The 26,097-nt window shown below is 42.2% G+C and carries 21 protein-coding genes; 15 read left to right on the top strand and 6 right to left on the bottom strand.

Going from position 1 to position 26,097, the window contains the following annotated elements; translation table 11 throughout:
- The 12 genes from PASHI_RS01505 to lipA all read left to right on the top strand — a co-directional run bounded on the left by PASHI_RS01505 (position 1) and on the right by lipA (position 10,120).
- The gene (locus PASHI_RS01505; RefSeq protein WP_062564351.1) at positions 1 to 489 is read left to right on the top strand and encodes an LPS-assembly lipoprotein LptE; all 489 of its coding nucleotides are present in this window, start codon (positions 1 to 3) and stop codon (positions 487 to 489) included.
- The gene (gene holA, locus PASHI_RS01500) at positions 489 to 1,529 is read left to right on the top strand and encodes a DNA polymerase III subunit delta (RefSeq protein WP_062564350.1); all 1,041 of its coding nucleotides are present in this window, start codon (positions 489 to 491) and stop codon (positions 1,527 to 1,529) included. Before PASHI_RS01505 ends, holA begins: the two co-directional genes overlap by 1 nt.
- 12 nt (positions 1,530 to 1,541) lie before the next feature.
- Entirely contained in the window at positions 1,542 to 2,177 is a 636-nt protein-coding gene (gene nadD / locus PASHI_RS01495) for a nicotinate-nucleotide adenylyltransferase (RefSeq protein ID WP_062564349.1), read from the top strand.
- 56 nt (positions 2,178 to 2,233) lie between these two features.
- Positions 2,234 to 2,551, top strand: coding sequence for a ribosome silencing factor (gene rsfS, locus PASHI_RS01490; protein ID WP_054561829.1), 318 nt, complete (start codon positions 2,234 to 2,236; stop codon positions 2,549 to 2,551).
- A gap of 27 nt (positions 2,552 to 2,578) precedes the next feature.
- Positions 2,579 to 3,049, top strand: coding sequence for a 23S rRNA (pseudouridine(1915)-N(3))-methyltransferase RlmH (rlmH, locus tag PASHI_RS01485; RefSeq protein WP_036967350.1), 471 nt, complete (start codon positions 2,579 to 2,581; stop codon positions 3,047 to 3,049).
- Positions 3,050 to 3,057: 8 nt separating this feature from the next.
- Entirely contained in the window at positions 3,058 to 4,938 is a 1,881-nt protein-coding gene (gene mrdA / locus PASHI_RS01480; RefSeq protein ID WP_054561830.1) for a penicillin-binding protein 2, read from the top strand.
- Entirely contained in the window at positions 4,935 to 6,041 is a 1,107-nt protein-coding gene (rodA, locus tag PASHI_RS01475) for a rod shape-determining protein RodA (RefSeq protein WP_062564348.1), read from the top strand. The genes mrdA and rodA overlap by 4 nt, the downstream gene beginning before the upstream one ends.
- Complete coding sequence (locus PASHI_RS01470; RefSeq protein ID WP_062564347.1) at positions 6,041 to 6,808, top strand: septal ring lytic transglycosylase RlpA family protein; 768 nt, start codon at positions 6,041 to 6,043, stop codon at positions 6,806 to 6,808. The genes rodA and PASHI_RS01470 overlap by 1 nt, the downstream gene beginning before the upstream one ends.
- A 54-nt stretch (positions 6,809 to 6,862) precedes the next feature.
- Positions 6,863 to 8,023: a serine hydrolase gene (locus PASHI_RS01465; RefSeq protein ID WP_054551673.1), complete on the top strand. Its 1,161-nt coding sequence runs from the start codon at positions 6,863 to 6,865 to the stop codon at positions 8,021 to 8,023.
- Positions 8,024 to 8,206: 183 nt separating this feature from the next.
- Positions 8,207 to 8,485 carry a DUF493 family protein YbeD gene (ybeD, locus tag PASHI_RS01460; protein WP_054551674.1) on the top strand — a complete coding sequence of 93 codons (279 nt, stop codon included), beginning with the start codon at positions 8,207 to 8,209 and terminating at the stop codon, positions 8,483 to 8,485.
- Positions 8,486 to 8,504: 19 nt separating this feature from the next.
- On the top strand, positions 8,505 to 9,158 hold the full coding sequence (gene lipB, locus PASHI_RS01455) for a lipoyl(octanoyl) transferase LipB (RefSeq protein WP_082389180.1): 654 nt from the start codon (positions 8,505 to 8,507) through the stop codon (positions 9,156 to 9,158).
- Positions 9,155 to 10,120 (top strand): lipoyl synthase, encoded by a 966-nt coding sequence (gene lipA, locus PASHI_RS01450; protein WP_054551675.1) that lies wholly within the window; start codon positions 9,155 to 9,157, stop codon positions 10,118 to 10,120. Before lipB ends, lipA begins: the two co-directional genes overlap by 4 nt.
- A 59-nt stretch (positions 10,121 to 10,179) precedes the next feature.
- Here the strand turns inward: lipA and PASHI_RS01445 are convergent, their stop codons facing one another.
- Complete coding sequence (locus PASHI_RS01445) at positions 10,180 to 10,773, bottom strand: TetR/AcrR family transcriptional regulator (protein WP_062564346.1); 594 nt, start codon at positions 10,771 to 10,773, stop codon at positions 10,180 to 10,182.
- A gap of 175 nt (positions 10,774 to 10,948) precedes the next feature.
- On the opposite strand from PASHI_RS01445, the gene PASHI_RS01440 reads away from it, so the two are divergent.
- Both PASHI_RS01440 and PASHI_RS01435 read left to right on the top strand, forming a co-directional pair.
- Positions 10,949 to 11,968, top strand: coding sequence for an MBL fold metallo-hydrolase (locus tag PASHI_RS01440; RefSeq protein WP_244269366.1), 1,020 nt, complete (start codon positions 10,949 to 10,951; stop codon positions 11,966 to 11,968).
- A 127-nt stretch (positions 11,969 to 12,095) separates the two neighbouring features.
- Complete coding sequence (locus tag PASHI_RS01435) at positions 12,096 to 13,721, top strand: M28 family metallopeptidase (protein WP_062564344.1); 1,626 nt, start codon at positions 12,096 to 12,098, stop codon at positions 13,719 to 13,721.
- Positions 13,722 to 13,782: 61 nt separating this feature from the next.
- On the opposite strand, the gene PASHI_RS01430 is transcribed toward PASHI_RS01435, so the two are convergent.
- The 4 genes from PASHI_RS01430 to fabB all read right to left on the bottom strand — a co-directional run bounded on the left by PASHI_RS01430 (position 13,783) and on the right by fabB (position 22,309).
- Positions 13,783 to 18,471 carry a FimV/HubP family polar landmark protein gene (locus PASHI_RS01430; protein ID WP_062564343.1) on the bottom strand — a complete coding sequence of 1,563 codons (4,689 nt, stop codon included), beginning with the start codon at positions 18,469 to 18,471 and terminating at the stop codon, positions 13,783 to 13,785.
- Between the two features lie 320 nt (positions 18,472 to 18,791).
- The gene (locus tag PASHI_RS01425; RefSeq protein ID WP_054551679.1) at positions 18,792 to 19,808 is read right to left on the bottom strand and encodes an aspartate-semialdehyde dehydrogenase; all 1,017 of its coding nucleotides are present in this window, start codon (positions 19,806 to 19,808) and stop codon (positions 18,792 to 18,794) included.
- A 32-nt stretch (positions 19,809 to 19,840) separates the two neighbouring features.
- Entirely contained in the window at positions 19,841 to 20,962 is a 1,122-nt protein-coding gene (locus tag PASHI_RS01420; RefSeq protein WP_062564342.1) for a 4-phosphoerythronate dehydrogenase, read from the bottom strand.
- 132 nt (positions 20,963 to 21,094) lie between these two features.
- Complete coding sequence (gene fabB / locus PASHI_RS01415; RefSeq protein WP_054561838.1) at positions 21,095 to 22,309, bottom strand: beta-ketoacyl-ACP synthase I; 1,215 nt, start codon at positions 22,307 to 22,309, stop codon at positions 21,095 to 21,097.
- A 179-nt stretch (positions 22,310 to 22,488) separates the two neighbouring features.
- On the opposite strand from fabB, the gene mnmC reads away from it, so the two are divergent.
- Positions 22,489 to 24,537, top strand: coding sequence for a bifunctional tRNA (5-methylaminomethyl-2-thiouridine)(34)-methyltransferase MnmC2/FAD-dependent 5-carboxymethylaminomethyl-2-thiouridine(34) oxidoreductase MnmC1 (gene mnmC / locus PASHI_RS01410; RefSeq protein WP_062564341.1), 2,049 nt, complete (start codon positions 22,489 to 22,491; stop codon positions 24,535 to 24,537).
- Positions 24,538 to 24,560: 23 nt separating this feature from the next.
- Here mnmC and PASHI_RS01405 read toward each other — a convergent pair whose 3' ends face one another.
- Positions 24,561 to 26,018, bottom strand: a complete 1,458-nt coding sequence (locus PASHI_RS01405) for an OmpA family protein (protein ID WP_062564340.1) — start codon at positions 26,016 to 26,018, stop codon at positions 24,561 to 24,563.
- Positions 26,019 to 26,097: the final 79 nt, after the last annotated feature.

The following is a 26,097-nucleotide window of genomic DNA, read 5'->3' as shown; positions in this document are numbered from 1 at the left end:
ATGGCAGCGCTTCAAGCACTGAAAAACGGACTAGCCCTTGCGCTAGTCTGTTTACTGCTGACAAGTTGTGGCTTTCACTTAAAGAAAGCCTCTAACTTGCCCGACGACTTGAAAGTAATCACCCTTGTTGGTGATGATGAAAAGTCAGCATTATTCGAATTAGTCGAAAAAGAGCTGATTGCGAGTAAAGTTGAGCTTAACCAAGTTGGTAAACACCCTGAGTTAAAGATCCACAGAGATCGTTTAGAGCGTCAAATTCTGTCATTGTTTGATAATGGTCAGGTTGCTGAATATGAACTTGCCTACAGCGTAAGCTATACCCTGAAGCGCCCTGGACAAAAAGCCATAAATCAAAGCTTTGAATTGTATCGTAACTACCAAGACGACCCAGACAATGCCCTTGCAAAAGCAAAAGAGCTTGATTTGCTATTAGGGGAAATTCGTAAGCAAGCGAGTCGTCGTATTGTTCGTGAGTTATCACAACTGTAATGCGTTGTTATGCAAACCAGCTTCCTAGCCAGCTAAAAAAAGGCCTCGCGCCTTTTTACATGGTGTTTGGTGAAGAGCCTTACCAAATTGCTCAGTGCATCATGCAAATTCGTCAAGCAGCTAAACAGCAAGGCTTTGACGAGGTAATCAAATTTACCTTAATGCCGGGTTTTGATTGGCAAGAAATTGTTGCTCAATACCAAAGTATGTCACTGTTCAGCGCTCGTACCTTAATTGAGTTTGATTTAAACGAGCAAAAACCAGGTACGCAAGGCAGTCAAATCTTTAAGCAGCTCGTTGAGCTTGCTAATCCCGATACTATTTTGGTTTTAAAAGGTGCCAAAGCCAGCCAAGATATTCAACGCAGTGCTTGGTTTAAAGCCCTCGATAAGCAAGGCTTATTTGTTCCTTGTTACCCATTAACAGGTAATCACCTGAGCCGCTGGTTAGATGAGCAATGCTACCGTTTAAACTTAAACCTTCATAACAACGCGAAACAAAGCTTAATTGATGCCACTGAAGGAAATTTACTTGCCTGTCATCAAGAGTTAGAAAAGCTATCTTTGCTTTATGGTAGTGAGCTAATTGACCAACAAGCTGTGATGCAAGGGCTACTAAATCAGTCAAAATTTGATATTTTTGATTTGAGTGATGCTTTATTAAATGGCCACGCCGAACAAGCAGTTAAAGTAATGACTAAACTGGCTGCTGATAACACTGAAGCCATGAGTATTTTTTGGGCCATCAATAAAGAAGCAGCTAACTTACTGGCTATGCAACACGGGCGCTTGAATGGTGCCAATATGGCTGATTTATACAAAAAGTATAATATTTGGAAAAACCAACAAGCTGTTGTGCAACAGGCCTTAAATCGCTTGAACATCCAAGTACTCGAACAAATAACCAAACAATTAGCTCAGTTTGATGCCGCATATAAACAAGGCAACCTTGTAGCCCCCTACCAAGCATTAATGCAAATATGCTTAGTGTTTTGCCAACCTGTGGCGATACCTTTACCTTGCCACCCGGTCTTTGACTAAGAGTAACAATTCATGATTGCTATTTTTGGTGGCACCTTTGATCCAATTCACTTAGGTCATATTAATATGGCCCAGCAGTGTGTTCAGCAGTGCCAACTCGATACCCTTTACTTCATGCCTTGCGCTATTCCTGCCCACAAAGCCAAGCCAGGAATAAGTGATGAGCATCGTATAAACATGCTAAAACTTGCGATTGACGACAATCCGCATTTTGCTATCGATTACCGCGAACTAAACCGAGAAGGTGCGTCTTATTCTTTGCTGAGTTTAGAAGAGCTTCGTGCAGAAAACCCAGCAGCGCCGATTATGTTTTTAATTGGTATGGACTCATTCAATACCCTAGATAAATGGTTTAAATGGCAAGAGATTGTCAAACTTTGTCATATCGTCGTGTACCAGCGTCCGGGGCAGCACTGCCAAGTATCAGGTGAACTTGCAGCTTATAAAGAGAATGCCGTAACAGAGCAACTTAGCCAGCTACAACAAGCCCCTGCTGGTAAGTTATTCTTTTTAAATGGCTTACAAGTTAATGCCGCCTCAAGCGAAATCAGAAAAAAGCTGCATTTAAATAATGATATAGCGGAACTTTTACCTACCAATGTAAGTCAATACATTGCGCAGCATCATCTTTACCAAACAGATGAATAAATACTGCCTGCGTGATAAAATAACAAATTAAGATTATTTATTTTTGAGAAAACACTTTGGATTCTAAACAACTACTCGCATTTGCCCTTGATAAAGTCGACGATATGAAAGCCCGTGATGTGGTACAGCTTGATGTTCGTGGTAAGTCTGACATTACTGATTACATGTTAGTTTGCTCAGGTAACTCTAAACGCCATGTACAATCGATTGCTGATCACGTTGCTAAAGAAGCACGCCATGCAGGTGAAGAGCCTCTCGGATACGAAGGCCAAAACGAAGGCGAATGGGTGCTTGTAGACCTAGGTGATGTGGTAGTGCATGTAATGCAAGACCAATCTCGCGACTTCTATGATCTAGAGAAACTTTGGGGCTAACCCTTAGCAAGGACATAGGTAACCATTTTGAAAATACAATTGATTGCTGTTGGCACCAAAATGCCAGCATGGGTTGAAACCGGATTCACAGAATATCAACGTCGCTTCCCACGTGATATGCCCCTTGAGCTAATTGAAATCCCCGCAGGTAAACGTGGTAAAAATGCGGATATCAAACGTATTTTACAACTTGAAGGCGAAAAGACCCTTGCTGCTATCCCTAAAGGCAACCGCATTGTAACGCTAGAGGTGACCGGTAAACCTATGGATACCCATCAGCTGGCAAAAAGTATGGAAAAGTGGCAGCTTGATGGTCGCGATGTTAGCTTATTGATCGGTGGACCAGAAGGCTTAGCACCTGAGTGTATTGCAGCGTCTGAGCAAAAGTGGTCATTATCAAACCTGACACTACCGCACCCGCTAGTGCGCATCATTGTTGCAGAAAGCCTATACCGAGGCTGGAGCTTGAATAACAACCATCCTTATCATCGCGAGTAGTAAAGCCAATGCGAAAACACAGACCCACGATTCGAGACCACTCGGCTGAGGCAAACTTATTTGCTCGCCGAGCATTTGTGGGTTTTGTGTTTGTTACACTGTTAATTGGTGTGTTGTTATCTAACCTATACAACATCCAAGTTATCGAACATCAAGACTATCAAACACGTTCGAACGATAACCGCATCAAAGTTATTCCAATTGCCCCTAACCGTGGGCTTATTTACGACAGAAATGGCGTATTACTGGCTGAAAACAAGCCAGTTTATAATTTAGAAGTGATCCCCGAGGAAGTTGATAACCTTGAAGAGGCACTGAGCGAAGTTGAAAAAGTTATCGAAATAACTGAGCAACAAAAAGCTGACTTTCTAGATGACATTAAGCATAATCGCCGCTTTAAAAGCCAAGTATTAAAAGCCCGTTTAGACGAAACCGAAGTTGCAAAGTTCTCGGTTAATCAGCATAAGTTTCCTGGCTTTAGTATCGAAGCGCGTTTAGCTCGCTATTACCCTTATGGCGATACCCTTACCCATGCCTTAGGTTATGTTGCCAAACTCAACAAAAAAGAACTCACCAAACTTGAAGCTGAAGACCAAGCTACTAACTACCGTGCAACGCACGACATTGGTAAGCTGGGTATCGAAAAGTATTACGAAGAACTCCTTCATGGTGTAGTTGGTTCACAACGCGTTGAAGTGAATAACCGTGGCCGAGTTATCCGTACTTTAAGCCTCACGCCGCCTGAGCCTGGTCACGACTTAGTACTTACTTTAGATATTGGCCTGCAACAAATTGCTCAACATGCCTTAAAAGATATGCGTGGTGCCATTGTAGTGCTTGATGCTAAAGATGGCGGCGTTTTAGCGCTCTACTCTAACCCTAGTTATGACCCGAATTTATTTGTTCATGGTATCAGCAGCACAGATTACAAAAAGTTGTTAAACCCTGACCGACCTTTAATTAACCGGACCACCCAAGGCCGTTATGCACCTGCATCTACAGTAAAACCTCATATGTCGATCCTTGCCCTTGAAGAAGGACTGGTAACCGAGCAAACACAAATTTGGGATCCGGGCTTTTTCCAAATTCCTAACGTTGAGCATAAATGGCGAGACTGGAAACGCTGGGGCCATGGTCATGTTGATGTTTATCGTGCTATTGAAGAATCATGCGATACCTATTTTTACGATGTTGCTTACCGTTTAGGGATCACCAAAATCAGTGACTTTATGACGCAGTTTGGCTTTGGCGAACTCTCTGGAATCGATATTCATGAAGAAACATCTGCCATTATGCCATCGCGAGAATGGAAAGAAGCCCGCTTTAGAGAGTCATGGTGGCGCGGCGACACCATTTCAGTGGGTATCGGCCAAGGTTATTGGACCGCAACACCAATGCAAATAGCTAATGCTACCAACATATTAGTGAACCGCGGGCTCGATCATCCTCCGCATCTTGTACAAGTCGCTAAAAAAGAAAACGAAGTAACGCAAATTAATAATGATGAAAAGCCACCTGTAGTATTAAAAAATCCTCATCATTGGCAAATTGCGCTAGATGCGATGCACAACACCGTACATAAAGTCACAGGTACGGCGCATAAAGCTTTTAAAGGGGCGAATTACGACCCAGCTGGTAAAACAGGTACTGCTCAGGTTGTGAGTATTGCTCAAGGTGAGCGTTACGACGCTAAATCACTTAAAGAGCGCCAACGTGATAACGCTATCTATGTTGGTTTTGCACCCTATAACGACCCACAAATTGTGGTCTCTGTGGTGGTTGAAAACACCGGTGGTGGTAGTACGGTTGGTGCGCCTATTGCGCGTCAATTAATGGATTACTACTTTTCAGCGAACCCGATTCAAATAGCCCAAAGTGACGCGCCATGATCCCATTAAATAAAAAACGCTCAATTTGGCAGCGCCTACACCTCGATTTACCACTTCTTATTGCCCTTATGACGATGATGGTAGCCAGCCTTGCTATTGTTTACAGCGCTAGCGGCCAAGACTCTGCCATGATGATACGCCACGCAACACGTATGTTTGGCGCTATCTTAGGTATGTTTATACTCGCGCAGTTTTCGCCTAACACATTAAAGAGTATGGTTATTCCGCTCTACTGCGTGGGGCTTTTAATGCTGGTTGGGGTGTTGTTATTTGGGGTTAGTTCAAAAGGTGCACAGCGCTGGCTTGACTTAGGAGTGACCCGTTTCCAGCCGTCAGAGCTAATGAAAATAGCCGTGCCAATGATGGTTGCATGGTATATCGGGCGGAACCATTTACCGCCAAGAATCATTCATTTAATTATTGGCTTTGCGATTGTAATGGTGCCAACCATTTTAATTAAAGAGCAACCCGACTTAGGTACCTCTATTTTGATTGCCAGCTCAGGGATATTTGTATTGTTTTTATCTGGACTAAGTTGGCGCCTTATTGGCTTTTTATCTGCTACTGTTGGTTTGGCAGCATGGCCGTTTTGGCATTACGTGATGCTTGATTATCAAAAACAACGGGTGCTAACCTTTTTAGATCCTGAAAGCGACCCGCTTGGCTCGGGTTACCACATTATTCAATCGAAAATTGCGATAGGTTCTGGCGGCGTTGAAGGTAAAGGCTGGCTGCAAGGCACACAATCACAATTAGAGTTTTTACCTGAGCGTCATACCGATTTTATCTTTTCTGTACTGAGCGAAGAGTTTGGCCTGTTCGGGGTTTGTTTATTACTTTGTATGTACTTGTTTATTATTGGCCGTGGCTTATATATTGCGGTCAACGCGCAAGATGCGTTTGGTAAACTGCTTGCCGGCGCATTAACACTCACCTTCTTCGTTTATGTATTTGTAAATATTGGCATGGTTTCGGGCTTACTGCCTGTAGTAGGTGTTCCGTTACCTCTAATAAGCTATGGTGGCACCTCAATGGTGACCTTGATGGCCGGGTTTGGCATTATCATGTCTATCGCCACCGATAAAAGGATGCTTTTAAAATAATGACACAGCGAGTCAATTACTTACTTATAGCGTTATTTTCTGTGCTGCTAGCAGCGTGTAGCTCTTCATCTCAGCAAGGCCGTTATGCTATGGAGCATGATGCAGCCCCGCTTCGAAAACCAACCGAACTTGAAATGCAAGATGCCATAGTCACCCCGGTTGTTAAAAGTGCAAGCGCTAGTCGCCCTTACGAAGTCCGTGGTAAACGCTACACGCCGATGTTAGATGAAACAGGCTATGTAGAAGAAGGCATTGCTTCGTGGTATGGTCGAAAGTTTCACAATTATCACACCTCAAACGGCGAAGTGTACGATATGTTTGCGATGACAGCAGCCCATAAAACGCTACCGCTACCGAGCTTTGCCAGAGTAACAAATTTAGATAATGGAAAATCAGTAATTGTACGCGTAAACGACCGTGGCCCATTTCATGATGACCGGATTATCGATTTATCTTATTCTGCGGCCTATAAATTAGGTTATTACCGACAAGGTACAGCCCGTGTTAAGGTTGAGGCTGTTACCCTTGCCAATTCTGCCCCTCGTTTAAGCTACATTCAGGTTGCAGCGGGAAGTACTCTTGCTAATGTTGAAGCGCTCGCGTTTCAACTTCGTCAGCAATATCATGTGCCAACAAACATTGTTGAAAAAGATGGAATCTATCGATTACGTCTTGGTCCAATAAAAGATGCCGCAGAAGCACAAGCAGTTTTAGAAAAGCTAAAACAAAACCAATTTCAGAACGCGTTCTTGCTTTACAGTGAGTAAGACCTTTAGAATAGGTCAACGCAACATGTTTAACTTTAACCATTAATGAGTACGATGAAATCTATAAAATATAAAATCTTAAGTGGCGTTTGTGGCCTTGTTTGCACTGCTAGCGTATTTTCTGCAACAGCCCAAATTATCCCTGCCCCACCTCAAGTTAATGCGAAAGGTTATTTCTTGGTTGATTTCACCACAGGTAAAGTAATTGCCGAAGGCGAAGCAGATACAAAGTTAGCACCAGCTAGTTTAACCAAAATGATGACCAGTTATGTAATTGGTACTGAAATCAAAGCAGGTAATATTGCACCAACTGATATGGTTACAGTCAGTGAAAAAGCCTGGGCAAAGAATTTTCCTGAATCATCAAAAATGTTTATCGAAGTCGGTAAGCAGATCAGTGTTGATGACTTAAACCACGGTATCATTATTCAATCAGGTAACGATGCCTGTGTAGCAATGGCTGAACACATTGCTGGTAGTGAAAGCGCATTTGCTGATTTAATGAATGCCCACGCTGAAAAGCTTGGCATGACTAACAGCCACTTCGTGAATAGCCATGGTTTAGATACTAACGAACACTTCACGACACCACGTGATATGGCAACATTAGGTGCTGCACTTATTCGCGATGTACCAGATGAGTACGAAGTATACGCGAAAAAATCATTCACTTTTAACGGCATCAAGCAATACAACCGTAACTCATTGTTATGGGATGAAAGCATGAACGTTGACGGTATTAAAACTGGCCATACATCAGAAGCGGGTTATAGCTTAGTAACTTCTGCAACTAAAGATGACATGCGTTTAATCGCGGTAGTAATGGGCACAGAAAGCGAACGTGCTCGTAAAGTTGAAAGCAAAAAACTATTAAACTACGGTTTCCGCTTTTTCGAAACAATCACGCCATATAAAGCAGGCGACAGCTTTGCTGAGCAACGTATTTGGATGGGTAACAAAGAAAACGTATCGTTAGGTATCTTAGAAGATACACCTATTACTATTCCACGTGGTCAGCGTAAAAACTTAAAAGCGAACTTCGAGCTTGATAAAACATTAGAAGCGCCGCTTGCTAAAGGTACTAAAGTAGGCACGCTATTCTTACAGCTTGAAGGTGAAGAAATTGCACAATATCCACTAGTTACACTAGAGGAAGTGGAAGAAGGCAGCTTCTTTAGCAAGATCTACGATTACCTACGTTTACAAATTCAGTAATCTGGTCATAAAGTTTATAAACGCCTTGCACCGCAAGGCGTTTTTTTTTGTCTGAAAAATGATAGAATGCGCCCCATATCAGTCGCGCTGGGTCGAGTGCGTCGTAATCTAAGTTTGCTTAACGCCAAGAAATGGCAGAGAAGACCTCTATTAAGCACACTCACTGTTTGAGGAGTCACCGTCGTGGTTCAACCTGTAAAAAATACTAAGTTTGACGAGTATTTAGATTTCCCATGCCCATTCACATTTAAAATCATGGGCTTAGCTAACGTAAATCTAACAGATCAGATCCTAGAAAAGCTGCAACCAATTGCACCTGGCGATTATGCGCCAAAGGTAAAACCAAGCAGCAAAGGTAATTACGAATCTGTAACGCTTGTAGCAACCGTTACAAGTAAAGAGCACATTGAAGAAATTTACAACGTGATCAGCAACATCGATGACGTACGTCACATGCTATAGGCCGATTACGGAGTAAATCGTGAGCGAAAGAGAATTAATCGTTCGTCAACTAGGTCGTCAGCGTTACATGCCAATTTGGCAAAAAATGCAATCTTTTACCGACACCCGTGATGAGCACACAGCAGATGAAATTTGGCTTGTAGAGCACGAGCCAGTATTTACGCAAGGCCAAGCAGGCAAAGCTGAGCACTTATTAAATACCGGTGATATCGAAGTGATCCAAGTGGATCGTGGTGGTCAAGTTACCTATCACGGACCAGGCCAACAAATGATGTATGTGCTATTCAACTTACGTCGTTTAAACATTGGTGTAAGGGAGCTGGTAACCTGGCTTGAAGAGTGCATTATTGATACGTTAAAAGACTACGACATTGATGCCTACGCGAAAGCGGACGCACCCGGTGTTTACGTTAACGACAGCAAAGTTGCCTCATTAGGCCTTCGCGTTCGCCGCGGTTGCTCTTTCCACGGTTTAGCACTAAATGTAAGTATGGATCTAAGTCCATTCTTACGTATTAATCCATGCGGCTATGCTGGCATGAACATGGTGCAAACAACCGATCTTAACGGTCCGCAAAACCTCGAGCAAGCAGGTGCAGGGCTTGTAAAACACATGATTAAAAAGCTTAATGCTACTGTGGTTAAGCACACTGAAGGGTTTGAAAACGAATGAATAAACCAGTCAAAATGGAACCAGGCGTAAAACTGCGTGATGCAGAAAAAATGGCACTGATCCCAGTTAAAGTTTTACCGACTGAAAAAAACGAAATGTTGCGTAAGCCAGAGTGGCTAAAAATTCGCTTACCAAAATCAACTGAACGTATTGATGGTATTAAACAAGCGATGCGTAAACATGGTTTACACTCAGTGTGTGAAGAGGCTTCGTGCCCTAACCTATCTGAATGCTTCAACCATGGTACTGCGACTTTCATGATCTTAGGTGCTATTTGTACTCGTCGTTGTCCGTTCTGTGATGTTGCCCATGGCCGTCCATTGAAGCCAGACGCAGCTGAGCCTGAAAAGCTAGCGCTGACTATTAAAGACATGAAGCTAAGCTATGTTGTAATCACCTCAGTAGACCGTGATGATTTACGTGATGGTGGTGCACAGCACTTTGCTGACTGTATTCGTGAAATTCGTAAGCACAACCCAGAAATCACGATTGAAATTCTAGTACCTGATTTCCGTGGTCGTATGGACAGAGCCCTTGATATCTTAATCGAGACGCCGCCAGATGTATTTAACCACAACCTAGAAACAGCACCGCGTTTATACAAATTAGCGCGCCCAGGTGCTGACTATAAATGGTCACTTGAGCTGTTACGTCGCTTTAAAGAAGCACATCCAGATGTGAAAACTAAGTCTGGTTTGATGGTAGGTTTAGGTGAAGAAATTAGCGAAATCGAAGAAGTGTTACGTGACTTACGCGAGCATAACGTTGATATGCTAACAGTAGGTCAATACCTACAACCTTCTAAGCACCACTTACCGGTTAAACGCTATGTGCCGCCAGCGGAGTTTGATGCATTAAAAGATTATGCAGACGAAATTGGCTTTACACATGCGGCCTGTGGTCCATTTGTTCGCTCAAGCTACCATGCTGACCAACAAGCAGCTGGTAAAGAAGTGAAGTAAACCTTCTTGCAGATATTTAAAAAGCCCGCATTAAGCGGGCTTTTTTATGTTCCAAAATATCAGCGCCCATAACGCGCTAAGAACATTTTTACAGTTTCGCTTATTACTTTGTTATCAGAGTCGCCTTCTTGGCGCTCAAAGCCATACAGCAACGGATAAAAGATCAGCGACTTTAACTGATACACAAACTGTTTCGCTGCAAACTCAACATCATCAATCGTTAAAACCTGTGCTTGCACACCCGCTTCTAAAAACGCCACCAGATCTTGCATACAGCCCATGTTATTACTGGCTAATGATTTTGCTAAATCAGGCTGCTGTAACATCTGCATAAAAGCGACTTTCGCTACTTTTAAAAACTCTTCAGAGGTCAAAAGTGCCACTTCTTGTTCAGCAATGCGTGTTAACTGCTGTGCAATTGGAACAGCGGCATCAAATACAACCGCTTGCTCTTGGCGGACTTTTTCAAACATAAACACTAGAATGGCTTGAAACAACACATCTTTATTTTCAAAGTGATTATATACGGTACGCTTTGAGGCACCCGCTAAGCTTGCAACCTGATCCATACTGGTATGCTCAACACCTTGCTGAAAAAACAATGTCTCAGCTGCATTCAAAATATCTAATCGTTTTCTCTGTGATAATTTCATGGACCCCTCCGATAAGGGTTACTAGTGTAACGCAAAAATAAAAAATGCACTAGATAGTTTACTTTTATAGCAAACCATGAAAAACTACACCGTGTAGTTTACTTATGGTGACGATATGAAATTTCTAAAATGGCTCGCAATCGCCACTCTATGCATCGTGATAGGAGTGTTAATTATGAATAATCAATTAGCCGCTGAAGGCGTGAGTGATAACAGCCACTCTGCGCAATTATCTGATGGCAAGTTCCACAATACTGCTGAGGTAGAAAGACCCAGCTTTAAGAAAACGCTAGGTATCTTCAAACGCTTTATTACAGAAAAGAAAATTGATGCAGAGCCAAAAGGTGAACTGCCTATGCACTGTGTTTCTCATGCACAGCTTGAGCGTTTATCTAATGACACAGTGCATTTTGTGAAATTAGGTCACTCCTCTATTTTAGCGAAAGTGTATGGTGAATACTGGCTATTTGATCCGGTATTTTCAGAACGCGCTTCGCCTTTTTCATTCATGGGACCCAAGCGCTTTCAGCCAACACCTATCAGCATTGCAGAGCTACCAAACATTGCCAAGGTGTTTATTTCGCACAACCATTATGATCACTTAGATAAAGCAGCAATTAAACAGCTTGTTGATAAAACAGATTCTTTTTATGTGCCATTAGGAGTCGAAAACGACCTGAAAAAATGGGGCGTTGATAAACAAAAAGTCCATAGCTTTGATTGGTGGCAAGAGCAAAATATGGCAAATAGCCAAATTGTATTTACCCCAACCCAGCACTTTTCTGGCCGAGGTTTAACAGACGGCAATAAAACTCTTTGGGGCTCTTGGGCTATTAAAATAAATGACAAGCGCTTTTATTTTAGCGGTGACTCTGGCTATTTTGCTGGCTTTAAAGAAATTGGTAATCGTTATGGGCCGTTTGATATCACTTTTATTGAAACCGGTGCTTACGACAAAGACTGGGCTGACATTCACATGACACCAGAACAATCAGTACAAGCTCACCTCGATTTACAAGGTGATGTGATGGTGCCAGTGCATAATGGAACATTCGATCTGGCCTTTCATGCTTGGTATGACCCACTTAAACGTGTCGCTAAAAAGGCAGGACAAGAGCAAGTATCACTGAGTACTCCGCTAGTTGGAGAGGTATTTAAAATTCAAGATACGGCGATTGATAAAGCGTGGTGGTAAAATTGACAGGATGAAAGGTGCATTATTATCCTTTCATCCTGAATAATTAGTTATTTGTAGACTCTTTCTGGACAGCCCCCCTTCGCGTCCCATATAGTGAAACCCTGTGCAATCAACCAGAAAAACTATGACAACTCACCTTAAGTATGCAAGCTTGGCACTTGCAATTGGTTTATTCGGCTGCTCTGAGCAACCAACAACAAGCACTGATAAACCGAACGCTGAAAGCAATGAAGCCGTAAACATTGCCAATGTACGCTCACATATTAAAACCCTCGCCTCTGATGAATTCTTAGGCCGTGGCCCTTTAACTGAAGGCGAAACACTAACCATTAATTATTTAGCCGACGAGTATAAAAAACTCGGCTTAAGCGGTAGTTTTAATGGCGAATTTTTACAGCCAGTTACCATGGCAAAACTCACTCCAGATCAAAACATGACCTTACAAGTGGGTGATTTAAGCTTTAATGCTGGCAGTGATTTTACCGCCCGTACCCAACAAATTAACCCTGAAATCAACATTGATGGCTCTGATGTTGTGTTTGTTGGCTATGGTATTAATGCACCTGAATATAATTGGGATGACTTTGCAGATATTGATGTAAAAGACAAAACAATTATCGTGCTTGTTAATGATCCTGGTTTTGCCACCCAAGACGACACGCTTTTCACCGGTAATGCTATGACCTACTACGGTCGTTGGACTTACAAATATGAAGAAGGTGCTCGCCAAGGTGCAAAAGCAGTATTTATCGTTCACGAAACGGCTCCTGCCGCATACCCTTGGGGCGTTGTAGAAAGCTCGAACACGGGTAGCAAATATACCTTAATCGACCAAGATAAGAATGCTTCTGACATCCCTGTAATGGGTTGGATTGATGAGCAAGCGGCAAATGAAATTTTTGCTCAAGCTGGCCTTGATTATCAAACTGAAAAAGCCAACGCACTAAAAGCTGACTTTAAACCTGTCGACTTAAAAGCGAAAGCAGCGCTGACACTGAAAAGTGATATCTCTCAAGCGCAATCGCATAATGTTGTTGCAACGCTTAAAGGTAGCGAAACTCCTGATGAGTACATTGTAATTGGTGCGCACTGGGACCACTTTGGCACCAAGCAAACTGATGACGGCGTGAAAATCTACAATGGTGCTGTTGATAACGCATCAGGTAGCGCAGCAACGGTTGAAATAGCCCGTATTCTTACTGAAATGCATAAGAAAAAACCATTTAAACGCTCTATTATCTTTGCCAACTTTACGGCCGAAGAAACAGGGCTTATTGGCTCAGAACAATTCGCTACTGGCGAGATTGTACCAACCAAGCAAATGGTCGCGCTTCTTAATATTGATGGTATGAACGTGCTAGACGGCGTTGACTACATATTACAATACGGTAAAGGCATGTCTGAAATGGAAGACTACCTTGCGGATGCAGCGAAAGCACAAGGTCGTCATGTAAAAATGGACCCTCGTCCTCAAAATGGTTTGTTCTTCCGCTCTGATCACTTCTCTTTAGCTAAACAAGGCGTTCCTAGCTTACTATTTATGAGTTTAGGTGATACAGATCCTGATTACATCGCGCACAAATATCATAAAGAAGCTGACGACTATTCAGCGGATTGGTCTATGGGCGGTGTTGAGCAAGATATTGAACTGATTGTTGATATTGCTGCCAAACTTGCTGATAACGGCGATTGGCCTAAGTGGAAAGCCGAGTCTGACTTCAAAGCTCGTCGCTTACAAGACAAACAATAACCTTCGCTTAGATACAAAAAACCGAGCTAGTTGCTCGGTTTTTTACTGTCAGTTTTACTTATTACTCGTTAATTTTAGCTTTAAGTGATTGTGCTTCTTCTTGCACTTCCTCTGGGCCATTGGCAATAACATCTTCAACGGCTTGCAGCGCTGAGTCAAAGTCGTCTATTTCAATATATGCCCGAGCTAAATCCAGTTTTGCTGAGTAACCACCACTTTCGGCATCAACATCAGTTGGGTTATCGCCTGCTAGTAAGTCATTAAAATCACTCAGCCCTACATCCATATCAACCTCATCATAAGGTTCGTGGTCGAGTGCTTCATCGTCACTTTGTTCAAGTAATGAATCGATATCTACAAACTCATCCGTTGAAGTAGTTTGTTGCTCCTCGGAATCTAATGCCTGTACTTCAGGTTCAACTGGCTGTTCGCTTTCACCCTGTAAGTCTTCATTTAATAGTGCATTAAAATCAACGTCGAACTCACTGGCATCAGCAATATCAGCTTCATCTGGCTCTGCTAATTCATTTAACAGCGCATCAAAGTCTGTTTGAGTAAGGTCAGCCATAAAATCATCATCGATTTCATCGTCTGACAGCTCACTTAAATCAGCCTCGTCAGCTAAATTAGACTCGATATCAGCTAATGTTTGTTCAGCTTCTACGGCATCATCAAGTTCAATATCATCCAATTCGAATTCAGGGAACTCCTCTAATTCGTCTTGGCTATCAGCCACCTCATCGTCAGTTGGCGCTTCGCTCGTTAACTCTGTTGTGCTTTCACTCTGTGATTGATCCGATAAGTCGTCCTCAGGGTCAAGAATATCATCTTCTGTAAATTCATTATCAAGCAAGATCTCATCATCAAAATCATCGTCTAGCTGATCAAGCTCATTACCCGTTGCTAATGAATTAGCAAGGTCTTGCTCTGCCTGACTTAACTGTAATGGTGCATCTTCATCTAACTCACCAGAAATGTCTTCATCAGATTCATCCAATTCAAAACCGGCTTCATCTAGCTCAAGTTCAGGATACTCTTCCAGCTCTTGGCTAGGAGTCACGGTATCTTGCTGTAATGGCTCTTCGTCAGCAGTTAAATCAAATTCATCAGTTAGGTCTTCATCTGCTAGCGGATCATCGCCTAAATCAATTTCAACTTCTTCTATGTCTTGCTCTGGTTCATCTATTGACCAGTCTGGTGCTTCGACATAGTCATCATCTTCACCAATTTCATTTAATAACTCATCGACACTTTTCAGTGATGGATCATCAAACTCGTCAAGGCTATCATCTTCATCTAATAGCTCATCGCTATCTTCATTAAACTCTTGATTAAGCGCTTCATCGATATCAACTTCGTCACTATCATCCGTATCATCAACCAACTCTGATGCAATCGATTCAACATTCATGTCATCAACCGCTTGATCAGCATCGGCTAAATCTTCTAGCGACTCTTGTAGATTCTCATCATGATCTGCACTGTCACTCTGTTCATGACTTAAATCTGATATCTGCGCTTCAGTGTCTTGCTTCAGCTCATTTGTTTGCTGAATAAGCTCTTCGAGCTCATCATCAACGTCAGAGTCCTGCTCATCACTAGCGTCTTCATCAAGTAATGAGTCAATATCTGCTACATCGAGTTCATCGCCTTGCTCAGCATTGTCATCAATATCTGAGCTACTTTCATCTGTTAACTCAGGTTCTTCTGACTCTGCATCAACCTCATCAAGTAGTGAGTCGATTTCATCGGTATCAAACTCACCGCTTAAATCATCCGTAATAGGCTCTTCGGTAAGCTCTTCAACTGGTTCTTGTTCTGGCTCTTCCTGCGCTTCATCCAATAATGAGTCGATGTCATCGACATCTAAATCATCATTAAGCTCATCTTTGTCAATTAAATCGTCTGCACTAGGTTCTTCAACCAGCTTTTCAGATTCAGGCTCTTCTTGAGCTTCATATAATAGTGAGTCGATGTCATCGACATCTAAATCATCATCAAGCTCATCTTCGTCAATTAAGTCGTGTGAACTAGGTTCTTCTACAAGCTCTTCAGGCTGCTCATCAACAAATTCCGTTTCAGGCTCTTGCTCTGTTTGAGCTTCATCTAGTAATGAATCAATGTCATCAACATCTAGTTCATCACCGAGCTCGTCTTCATCGATTAAATCGTCTGCGCTAGGTTCTTCTACAAGCTTTTCAGGCTGCTCTTCAACAAGTTCCGCTTCAGGCTCTGCTTGTGCCTCATCTAGCAATGAATCAATGTCATCAACATCTAGTTCATCATCAAGCTCGTCTTCGTCGATTAAGTCATCTGCGCTTGGTTCTTCAACAAGCTCCGCTTCAGGCTCTTGCTCAGGTTGTGCCTCATCTAATAACGAGTCAATGTCATCAACATCTAGGGCATCATCAAGTTCGTCTTCGTCGATTAAATCGTCTGCGCTTGGTTCTTCTACAAGCTTTTCAGGCTGCTCCTCAACAAGCTCCGCTTCAGGCTCTGCTTGTGTCTCATCTAGTAATGAATCAATGTCATCATCAAGCTCGTCTTCGTCGATTAAATCGTCTGCACTAGGTTCTTCTACAAGCTCTTCAGGCTGCTCTTCAACAAGCTCCGCTTCAGGCTCTGCTTGTGCCTCATCTAATAATGAATCAATGTCATCAACATCGAGGGCATCATCAAGCTCGTCTTCGTCGATTAAATCGTCTGCGCTTGGTTCTTCTGCAAGCTCTTCAGGCTGCTCTTCAACAAGCTCCGCTTCAGGCTCTGCTTGTGTCTCATCTAGCAATGAATCAATGTCATCAACATCGAGGGCATCATCAAGCTCGTCTTCGTCGATTAAATCGTCTGCGCTTGGTTCTTCGGTCGGCGCTTCTTCTTGAACTTCATCTAATAATGAGTCAATGTCATCAACATCTAGCGCATCATCAAGATCATCGTTTTCTAATGCATCGTTAGTTTCAGCGGCTGGCTCTTCTGTTTGTGCATCATCAATTAAGCTGTCGATATCGAAATCATCTTCATCGATGAGTTCATCCGCGCTTGGTTCTTCGACTGGCGCTTCTTCTTGAGCTTCATCTAACAGCGAGTCAATGTCATCAACATCCAGCGCCTCATCAAGATCATCGCTTTCTAATGAATCATTAGCTTCAGTTGCTGGCTCTTCTGTTTGCGCTTCATCAATTAAGCTGTCGATATCGAAATCATCTTCATCGATGAGTTCAGCTTCAACGTTAGTTGTTGAGGCATCATTATTTTCATCGAGTAAGTCATCAATATCGTCTAGGTTTACGTCTTGATTAGAATCCGTATTGTTTTGCTCATCAATTAAGCTATCAATGTCAAAATCATCTTCAGCGTCATCTTCTGCGAGCTCTTCACTAAGCGCTGCCATTTCATCATTAGCGTTATCTAACGAGTCACCTTCATCAGTATCAAATAGGTCATCAATATCATCAGCACTTAAAATATCACCCGATGAATCTGCTTGAGGCTGCTCACTATCTAGGTCAATTTCATCACCTAAACTGTCGTCATCGGTTTGATCGAAATCTTGCTGTAAAAATGCATCTAAATCATCATCGTCAGCACTACTTGAAGACTCATCATTAAACTCGATGTCATCACTTAATAAACCTTCTAGTTCATCTTGATTTAAAACACTGTCATCTTCATCAAAACTATCATCAATGCTGTCGTCAAAAATGATGTCATCATCAGGCAGCATGTCTTGGTCTAAGTCGTCATCTAACCGCACACTCAAGTCATCATTGTCTTCGACCGGATCAGGAACTAGCGGATCAGTTTCTATAATTGGTTCTAAATCATCATCAGCATTATAACTTGGGCTTTGAGGTAAAAATTCATCGTCATCGCTTGCATCTGTATCATCATTGGTGCTGTTGCGTTTTTTCAAAAACATCACAACAGCTGCAATGATCAGTAATGCAGGAATAAACATTAAAGCACCGAGAACAAATGGGTTGCTCAGTAAACTCGAAAAACTAAACCCACTGTCCTCTTCAATCTTTTTTGCTTTTTGCTGCTCTATGATTTCATTTTGTTTATTGATCAACTCTTTCAGTTGCTTTTGAATTTCACTGTCTTGGCCAAGTTGATCACGAACGGTTTCGAGCTCTTTAGAAATACCGCTCAGTTGCTTTTTGAGCTTGTTGTTCTCAGCTAAGATTTCTTCAACATTTTCAACCGACGATTTAAACTGCTTTTGTAACTCTACTAGCTGCGTGCCCTGCTCTGTTTTAATAGTGTTGATTTCTTGCTTAAGTTCTTGTTTTGCTTCGTCTACATCAACTTTACGGGCTTGAGTTACTTTCTTTTGCGATTCATTAATTTCAGCTGTAGTCAGCGTGCCGTTTTTCTTTTTTTCCCACAGCTCATCATCCTGTTCAGAGCGGGCTTTTGCTAATGTCGGGTTGACCGCACGCATTTCTGCAATGGTTGGAATTTTTAGGTATGCGCCATCACGCATATGATTTAGGTTTTGATCTAAAAATGACGATGGGTTTTTGTCATACAGAGCTTGCATGACCTGATAAATGCTTACAGAGTTGTCAGGGCGAATTTTAGCGGCAATACGCCATAATGTATCGGTCGGTTTAATTGGACCAATAGAGCGCCCCTGCGCACCGTAATCGACACCTTTAGGGCCTTTAAGTGTGGTGCCTTCATCAGAGTATGTCGGTGTTACCACCAATGCAGACGCTAATATGAAGAGTGTTGCTAAACCGCGCATGCTGATCCTTTATGTTTTAAATGTTAACGCAGCAACCTTGGTTGCTTAAACATCAAGTAATTCTTGCAGAATTGATTCTTAATTATGTTTTCTTGCAAGCTCTATTCCAGCTGCAAACTATAACTTAGTTGCCTTGCAATATCTATTGCAACACCTTGATAGTAAATAGCTTAAATAATAGCGGCTGAGAGGCTTTTTTATTGTTATCGTTAAGTTTATACGCTTTTACAGCGTATGCGGCAATAATTTGGCAGTGAATTCACAAAAAAAGCGGCAAATTGCCGCTTTTCTTAAATTTAGCTCAGCCTAAATCATCAGATTTATAAATAATTTGCGATAAGCTCTTCAGCAATTTGCACACTATTTGTTGCCGCACCTTTGCGCGTATTATCGCTAACAACCCACATGTTTAAACCATGAGGATGCGAAATATCAGCACGTAAACGACCTACGTATACAGTATCGTTACCACTTGCATCTGATACTGCTGTTGGGTAATCGGCTAAGTCTTCAATAAACTCTACACCAGGTGCATCGTTTAATAGCTGCTTCACATGTTCGATATCTACTGGCATACGCGTTTCAATATTAATCGCTTCACTGTGACCAAAGAACACGGGAACACGAACACAAGTAGGGTTAACCACAACACTGTTATCACCTAAGATTTTTTGTGTTTCGTTGACCATTTTCATTTCTTCGCGGGTATAACCGTTATCTTCAAAGCTATCGATTTGTGGGATCACATTAAAAGCAATTTGTTTAGGGAAAACGGCATTATCCATCGGACGTGCATTCATTAAGTTTGCTGTTTGCTTAGCTAGTTCATCAACGGCTTCTTTACCCGCACCCGATACAGCTTGATAAGTTGATACGTTAATGCGGTCAATGCCATAAGCATCATAAATTGGCTTTAATGCCACCAGCATTTGAATCGTTGAGCAGTTAGGGTTTGCAATGATGTTGCGGTTTCTGAAATCCGCTAAGCTTGATGCATTCACTTCAGGAATAATTAGTGGCACATCGTAGTCATTACGAAAGTGTGAGGTATTATCAATTACCACACAGCCTGCGTCCGCTGCAATCGGTGCGTATTTTTCAGAAACACTGCCGCCTGCTGAAAATAAACCAATGTGAGCTTGGCTAAAATCAAACTCTTCAACATCAATTACTTCAATACTCTCACCGCGAAATTGAATTTCTTCACCAGCACTACGGCTGCTTGCAAGTAAAAATAATTGGTCTACCGGAAACTTACGATCTTCTAAAGTTTCGATAATCTGACGACCCACTAAACCTGTGGCACCTAATACGGCTACATTAAATTTTTGCGACATGTGTTTTCCTCTTTTGAATAAAGCAAATAGCTTTATTCGTTAATTCTAAATCCCAGTGCAGCTAATGCGCCTTCACATGCACTGTTGGCAGCCACCGACAAGGTACTAAACTCGCGTCGTGGCGGGTAATTCTTACGTAAACTATCAAAGCCTTTGCTTGCTAATTTACTTCGTAAAATGCCATCGTCGCGACGCACATCATAAATTAAGTGCACCAAGCGACCTATATCGTCTTGGTTAAAGGTTTCACCAAGCGTGACAGAATGGCTAATTGGCTCTGGTAAAAAATCGTCCAGAGACTTAAGCGCTGCGATGCCTTCAAGCTCACATACTTGCTGATACAGCATTTGTGTACCGCGGGCTTTGCCTTCAAGTGTATGCCCTGCAATATGCACACTGGCATAACGTACATAATCAAGCAGAGGTGTCAGTATATTGGGTTCGTTTTCCCAAACATCAAGCACACAATCTAATTTTGCGCCTTGCTCAAACGATGCTAGCAATGCTTGGTTATCAATCACATCACCACGGCTTGCATTGATAATCGTCATACCCGGCTTAAGTGCTTTTAAGCGTGTTTCGTCTAGCATGTGCAAGGTTTTATGCGGACCTTGTTTAACTAATGGCACGTGAAAAGTCACAATATCGGCTTGGGCTAGTAATGTGTCTAACTCAATATGCTCTGCAAGCTCACCGGCTTCATGTTTTGGTGGATCACATAACAATACATTCATACCAAGCAGGCTAAGCTTATCACGTAAACAGCTACCTATACTGCCAACACCCACTATGCCGATGGTTTTACCTTGTAATGAACTGGCATTTTCTTGGCTCAAGGCATACAAGCAGCTAATAACATATTCAGCAACCGCCACGGCATTACAACCTGGTGCGCTGCTAAATGCGATATTTCGCTCAGCAAGTAACTCGGTATCAATGTGATCAACACCTATGGTTGCTGTGCCCACAAATTTTAATTTATCTGCTTGAGTGAGTAAGGCTTTATCTACATTGGTAACAGAGCGGGTTAACAAGATATCGACCCCGACTAGCTGCTCGGGTTGGAGATTACGGCCATCAAATCGCTCAACATCACCAAAATCGGCAAAGTACTGCTCAACCAATGGCATATTTTGATCTGCAAGAATTTTCATTTGTGTGTCCGAGAGGCAGAAAGTGGCGCTATTGTAGCGAATTTATCAGTATTCGGATAGGTAACAACTAAGACTTTATAACAAATGAAAAAGCCGAGCTATTGCTCGGCTTTAAGCAAATACTGGAGAGGTTTAACCTTTATATTTGCTCATTACTAATGTGGCGTTAGTGCCACCGAAACCGAAGCTGTTAGACATAACTGTATTTAGTTCAACGTCTTTACGCTCAGTTACAATATTTAGACCTTCAGCTTGCTCATCTAGTTCATCAATGTTGATAGATGGAGCAACAAAGTTATGCTCAAGCATTAATAGCGAGAAAATTGCTTCATGAACGCCTGCTGCACCTAAAGCGTGACCTGTCATCGCTTTGGTTGCACTGATCATTGGTGAGTTACCACCAAATACTTCTTGAATAGCGCCAAGCTCTTTCACATCACCAACAGGTGTTGAAGTACCGTGAGTATTTAAGTAATCAATACCGCCTTCAAGATCTTGCATTGCTTGCTTCATACAACGTACAGCGCCTTCACCTGATGGAGCTACCATGTCGTAGCCGTCAGACGTTGCACCGTAACCAGTGATTTCTGCATAAATGTGCGCACCACGAGCAAGTGCATGCTCAAGCTCTTCAACAACAACGATACCGCCACCACCAGAGATAACGAAACCGTCACGGTTTGCATCGTATGTACGTGATGCTTTCTCAGGTGTTTCATTGTACTTAGTAGACAATGCACCCATTGCATCGAATTCCATTGCTAGCGTCCAGTGAAGCTCTTCACCACCACCTGCAAAAATTACGTCTTGCTTGCCTAGTTGAATTTGCTCAACCGCGTGACCGATACAGTGTGCAGATGTCGCACATGCAGAGCTCAGTGAGTAGTTAACACCTTTAATTTTAAATGGTGTTGCAAGACACGCCGAAGTCGTACTCGCCATAGTACGTGGTACCATGTAAGGACCAACACGTTTTACGCCTTTTTCACGTAAAATGTCAGCCGCTTCAACTTGCCATTTAGATGAACCACCACCAGAGCCCACTAATAAACCAGTGCGCTCGTTTGAAACTTGATCTTCACTAAGGCCAGCATCTGCAATCGCTTGTGACATTGAGATATAAGCGTATGCCGCTGCATCGCCCATAAAGCGCATTGCTTTACGATCAACAAACTCTTTAACATCAATATCGATTTTGCCAGATACGTTACTACGTAGGTTGTAGTCAGCAAACTCTTGGTTGAACGCGATACCACTACGGCCTTGTTTTAATGATTCTAATACTTCTTCTTTGTTGTTACCGATGCTTGAAACAACACCGATGCCCGTAATAACGGCTCTTCTCATGGGTAATTACCTTAGCTCTATACTAAATTGTGTTCTATTTTACGCTGAAATTACTTTCGAAGTGGTCAGCTTTCTAGCGTACACATGTACTCTGAATGTCTAGCTTATAAATAACGCCAGACTATTTCAAAGAAAACACGTAAAATAATGAAAAAAGTTTGTAGTTAATTAGTTAAACCATGATCAAAAACGCACATATTCATTTTAATCACCTTGGTACCCCTGTCGCCGATCAGTTTGACGATGTTTATTTCTCTAATGACGATGGCTTAGCCGAATCACATTATGTGTTTTATCAACAAAACCATATCCCGCAACGATTACAAAATCATGACCGTGACCACTTTGCAATTGCTGAAACAGGCTTTGGTACCGGGCTTAACTTTTTAAATACATGGCAGCACTTTGCTGCTCACCTTGATAGGCAGCATGCAGAGCAAGAAGTTCAAAATCAACCCGACCATAGTGGTAAAAAAAGTGTTACCCGCTTGCACTTTATCTCTTTTGAAAAATTTCCTATTAAGCGTGATGACCTTGCTCAAGCACTCAAAGCCTGGCCTAGTTTAAGCAAGTATAGTGAGCAACTAATTACTCAATACCCAATTAATTTGGCCGGCTGTCATCGCCTTGAATTTGCAGGCGGCAAATTAATACTCGACCTTTACTTTGGTGACGTGCAAGACAGCATTGACGCCATGAGCTACCCAAGCGAAGGGGTTGTTGATGCGTGGTATTTAGACGGCTTTGCACCAAGTAAAAACCCAGATATGTGGCAACAGAGTTTGTTCAACAAGATGCGTGCTATCTCAAGAGCAAATGCCACACTCGCCACTTTCACTGCCGCAGGCTTTGTAAGAAGAGGGCTAATCGAAGCAGGCTTTAGCATGAGTAAAGCAAAAGGCTATGGTAAAAAGCGCGAAATGCTGATTGGCGAGCTCACTGAGCCTAATGAGCAACAATCAGGGCCTGCCTATTTTGCTCATCAGCAAAGTGAACTGAGTAATGTGGCTGTTATTGGCGGTGGTATTGCCAGTAGCAGTGTACTGTATTCACTGGCAAAAAGAGGCCTAAAAGCCACGCTGTTTTGCCAAGATGAAGCGCTTGCCATGGGCGCTTCTCACAATGTACAAGGGGCTGTTTATCCGCATTTACAAGCAAAAAACTCACCACACAGTGAAATGTTCGCCCATAGTTTTTTATATGCGATGCGTCTATACCAACAATTACTTGATGATGGTTTTGACTACCCTCACCAGTGGTGTGGTGTATTACAGCACGCGGTTAAACAAGGCCTAGCTGATAAACATCAAAACCTTGCCGATAAAGAACTTTGGCCAACAGAATTAATGCGTAATGTAAGCGCCGAAGAAGGTGATGAAATTGCCGGTGTAGAAACGGGCTACTCAGGTGTATTCTTTGCAAAAGGCGGCTGGGTAAATCCACCAGCCCTGGTTACAGCTCTATTTAATGCGGCAAGTTCGTTAACTGCCACTACCAATAATAAAATGGACAGTCACTTTAATTGCCACATTGAAAAGCTCGAAAAAACCGCAGATGGCTGGTTATTACACACAAAAGAGCAAACATTCGGGCCATTTAGCGATGTGATTAATTGTGCTGGTGAACACAGTGACCAGTTTAGCCAAACTCAAGCGCTACCTATTGTTGGTGTACGCGGCCAAGTCTCGCATGTGCAAGCAAGCGAGCAGTCAAAACGCCTAAAGACCGTGCTTTGCCATAAGGGCTATTTTACTCCTGAATATCAGGGCCATCATTGCATGGGCGCGACTTTTGAAAAAAACTCAAAAAGCCGTGAAGTTAAAGAGCAAGACAACCTTACCAATCGTGAACAACTATTAAGCTTTTACACAGACAGCGAGTTTGCAACGACCTTAGGTGAAATAACAGCCGCAAAAGCAGCTGTAAGGTGCACCTTCATCGACCATTTACCTATGGCAGGTGAATGGGCTGAACAAAGTGATTATTTAAGTGCGTTTGCTAATTTAAGATTAGGTAAGCGTTATCAGTACCAAACGTTAACGAAACCTCAGCAAGGCTTGCATGTGCTCACTGGCTTTGGCGCAAGAGGCCTGTGCAGTGCCCCCTTGAGTGCTGAGCATTTAATTGCTTGCTTAAACAATGAGCCAAGACCATTTAGCGAACGCGTGAGTCAGGCTATTCACCCTGCTCGCTTTATTGTTCGCGACCTAATTCGTAATAAAATTTAAAGGGGCTAAAAAGCCCCTTTTGATTAATTACTTAATCGCTCAACTAGCTCTACGCGTCGGTTTAGCTGACGACCCAAATCATTTTTATTATTGGCAGCTGGCGCATAAGGGCCTACACCATAACCAATTAAACGCGACTCTTTAATGCCATATTGACTCACGAGCGCTTTAACAACTGCTTTAGCTCGCTTAGATGACAGCCCTAAATTATACTCTGGGCTTCCTTTATCATCTGTATGACCAACAACGTACAAGTTTAAGCTGTTATTTTTATTTAAAACATCCGCAATCACTTTTAATGACTCGGCTGACTCTGGCTTAATGTCTGATTTATCATGATCAAAGTAAATGCCATAAATGGCTGCTTTACCTTTTTGCTCTAGCTGCTTTAACACTTGGTCCGGATTGGTTTTAACTAAATCTCCTTGTAAAGGCTCTGTTCGAATTATAACAAGCTGCACTCGCGTAGTGCCTTGGTAATTCCCAACAAAAAATGCGACATAGGTTGTTTGATTTTCTATGGTGCTTTTCATTAACTGATAGCGCGGCTGGCGATAATAGTTATAAACTTGTTTTGCCGACAAGTGATCACCAAGTGCTTGTATTGCCTTACGGTCGTCACCACATGCTTGACGTTCGCAACTAAATACCGTTTCAAAGCCTTCTTTTGTTAAGGCAGACACATAGTTATGAAAAACCTTAAGGGTTGATACTTTTCTAATTTCATAAGTAATACGAGTGATATCGCCTGTCACATCTTCAGCAGGTAGCGCTTTGTTTTTACGGTTAAATATTCCTGTTGGTAGTGAAAATTCTTCGTAATCAATTTGCTCAAAGGCTTCAATAAAACTACCAGGATAACGGCTTAGTAATGGGTGATCGCTTGAGCCTCTAATATCGTCTTTAGGTGCTTTGGTAACAGGGTTTGTTTGCTGTTTTGCAAAAGCAGCTGTATTGGCTTTTATCAGACCTGTTTCAAGCTCTTTAATCGCAATTGAGCTACTCATAACACGCGTTTTACTGTTGTACTGGCCAACAAATAACGACACTGCAAATTCAGGCTTTTCACCTTTAGTGGCAAGCAGATAATATGGCTTACGATGATAATTATAGAGCTGAAAGTAACCGACTTCCTCTGCAAAATCACTGCTGTCACCGCAAGCGTCTAGCTGACAAGAATAAACAATATTAAAACCATCGGTGAGTAAAGCGTGTTTATAGTTTTCAAATACTTTGAGAGTAGCAACATTGTTTATTTCGTATAATGTGTGGTTTACATCACCAATAAAGTCTGTGTAACTAAATCGCTCTGACGACTTTTTACTGCCATCAAACTGACTCATTAATTGAGTCTGTTCGCCACTGAGTTTAACCGACTTTTCAACCTCACTATTTGGATAAGGTGATAGCCATTGATTAGCAGATGCCGCGTTGCAAAATACCAAAGTTACTAACACCAAAAGTTTAATAAATATTTTCACTTTAAGTCCTTTAAATTGAATTTGTACCTAATTTGACACTATGCCAAATAATACTTTTTTATTCAAAGTTTGCTTGTAC

This window comes from Pseudoalteromonas shioyasakiensis (assembly GCF_001550135.1).
GTDB lineage: Bacteria > Pseudomonadota > Gammaproteobacteria > Enterobacterales > Alteromonadaceae > Pseudoalteromonas > Pseudoalteromonas shioyasakiensis.
This window is presented reverse-complemented; position numbering and strand designations above follow the sequence as displayed.

What these genes read in the sequence shown, in the direction of transcription:
- PASHI_RS01505 (WP_062564351.1), top strand. Translation starts at nt 1, where the DNA reads ATGGCAGCGCTTCAAGCACTGAAAAACGGACTAGCCCTTGCGCTAGTC.
- holA (WP_062564350.1), top strand. Translation starts at nt 489, where the DNA reads ATGCGTTGTTATGCAAACCAGCTTCCTAGCCAGCTAAAAAAAGGCCTC.
- nadD (WP_062564349.1), top strand. Translation starts at nt 1,542, where the DNA reads ATGATTGCTATTTTTGGTGGCACCTTTGATCCAATTCACTTAGGTCAT.
- mrdA (WP_054561830.1), top strand. Translation starts at nt 3,058, where the DNA reads ATGCGAAAACACAGACCCACGATTCGAGACCACTCGGCTGAGGCAAAC.
- rodA (WP_062564348.1), top strand. Translation starts at nt 4,935, where the DNA reads ATGATCCCATTAAATAAAAAACGCTCAATTTGGCAGCGCCTACACCTC.
- PASHI_RS01470 (WP_062564347.1), top strand. Translation starts at nt 6,041, where the DNA reads ATGACACAGCGAGTCAATTACTTACTTATAGCGTTATTTTCTGTGCTG.
- PASHI_RS01465 (WP_054551673.1), top strand. Translation starts at nt 6,863, where the DNA reads ATGAAATCTATAAAATATAAAATCTTAAGTGGCGTTTGTGGCCTTGTT.
- lipA (WP_054551675.1), top strand. Translation starts at nt 9,155, where the DNA reads ATGAATAAACCAGTCAAAATGGAACCAGGCGTAAAACTGCGTGATGCA.
- PASHI_RS01445 (WP_062564346.1), bottom strand. Translation starts at nt 10,773, where the DNA reads ATGAAATTATCACAGAGAAAACGATTAGATATTTTGAATGCAGCTGAG.
- PASHI_RS01440 (WP_244269366.1), top strand. Translation starts at nt 10,949, where the DNA reads ATGAATAATCAATTAGCCGCTGAAGGCGTGAGTGATAACAGCCACTCT.
- PASHI_RS01435 (WP_062564344.1), top strand. Translation starts at nt 12,096, where the DNA reads ATGACAACTCACCTTAAGTATGCAAGCTTGGCACTTGCAATTGGTTTA.
- PASHI_RS01430 (WP_062564343.1), bottom strand. Translation starts at nt 18,471, where the DNA reads ATGCGCGGTTTAGCAACACTCTTCATATTAGCGTCTGCATTGGTGGTA.
- PASHI_RS01425 (WP_054551679.1), bottom strand. Translation starts at nt 19,808, where the DNA reads ATGTCGCAAAAATTTAATGTAGCCGTATTAGGTGCCACAGGTTTAGTG.
- PASHI_RS01420 (WP_062564342.1), bottom strand. Translation starts at nt 20,962, where the DNA reads ATGAAAATTCTTGCAGATCAAAATATGCCATTGGTTGAGCAGTACTTT.
- fabB (WP_054561838.1), bottom strand. Translation starts at nt 22,309, where the DNA reads ATGAGAAGAGCCGTTATTACGGGCATCGGTGTTGTTTCAAGCATCGGT.
- mnmC (WP_062564341.1), top strand. Translation starts at nt 22,489, where the DNA reads ATGATCAAAAACGCACATATTCATTTTAATCACCTTGGTACCCCTGTC.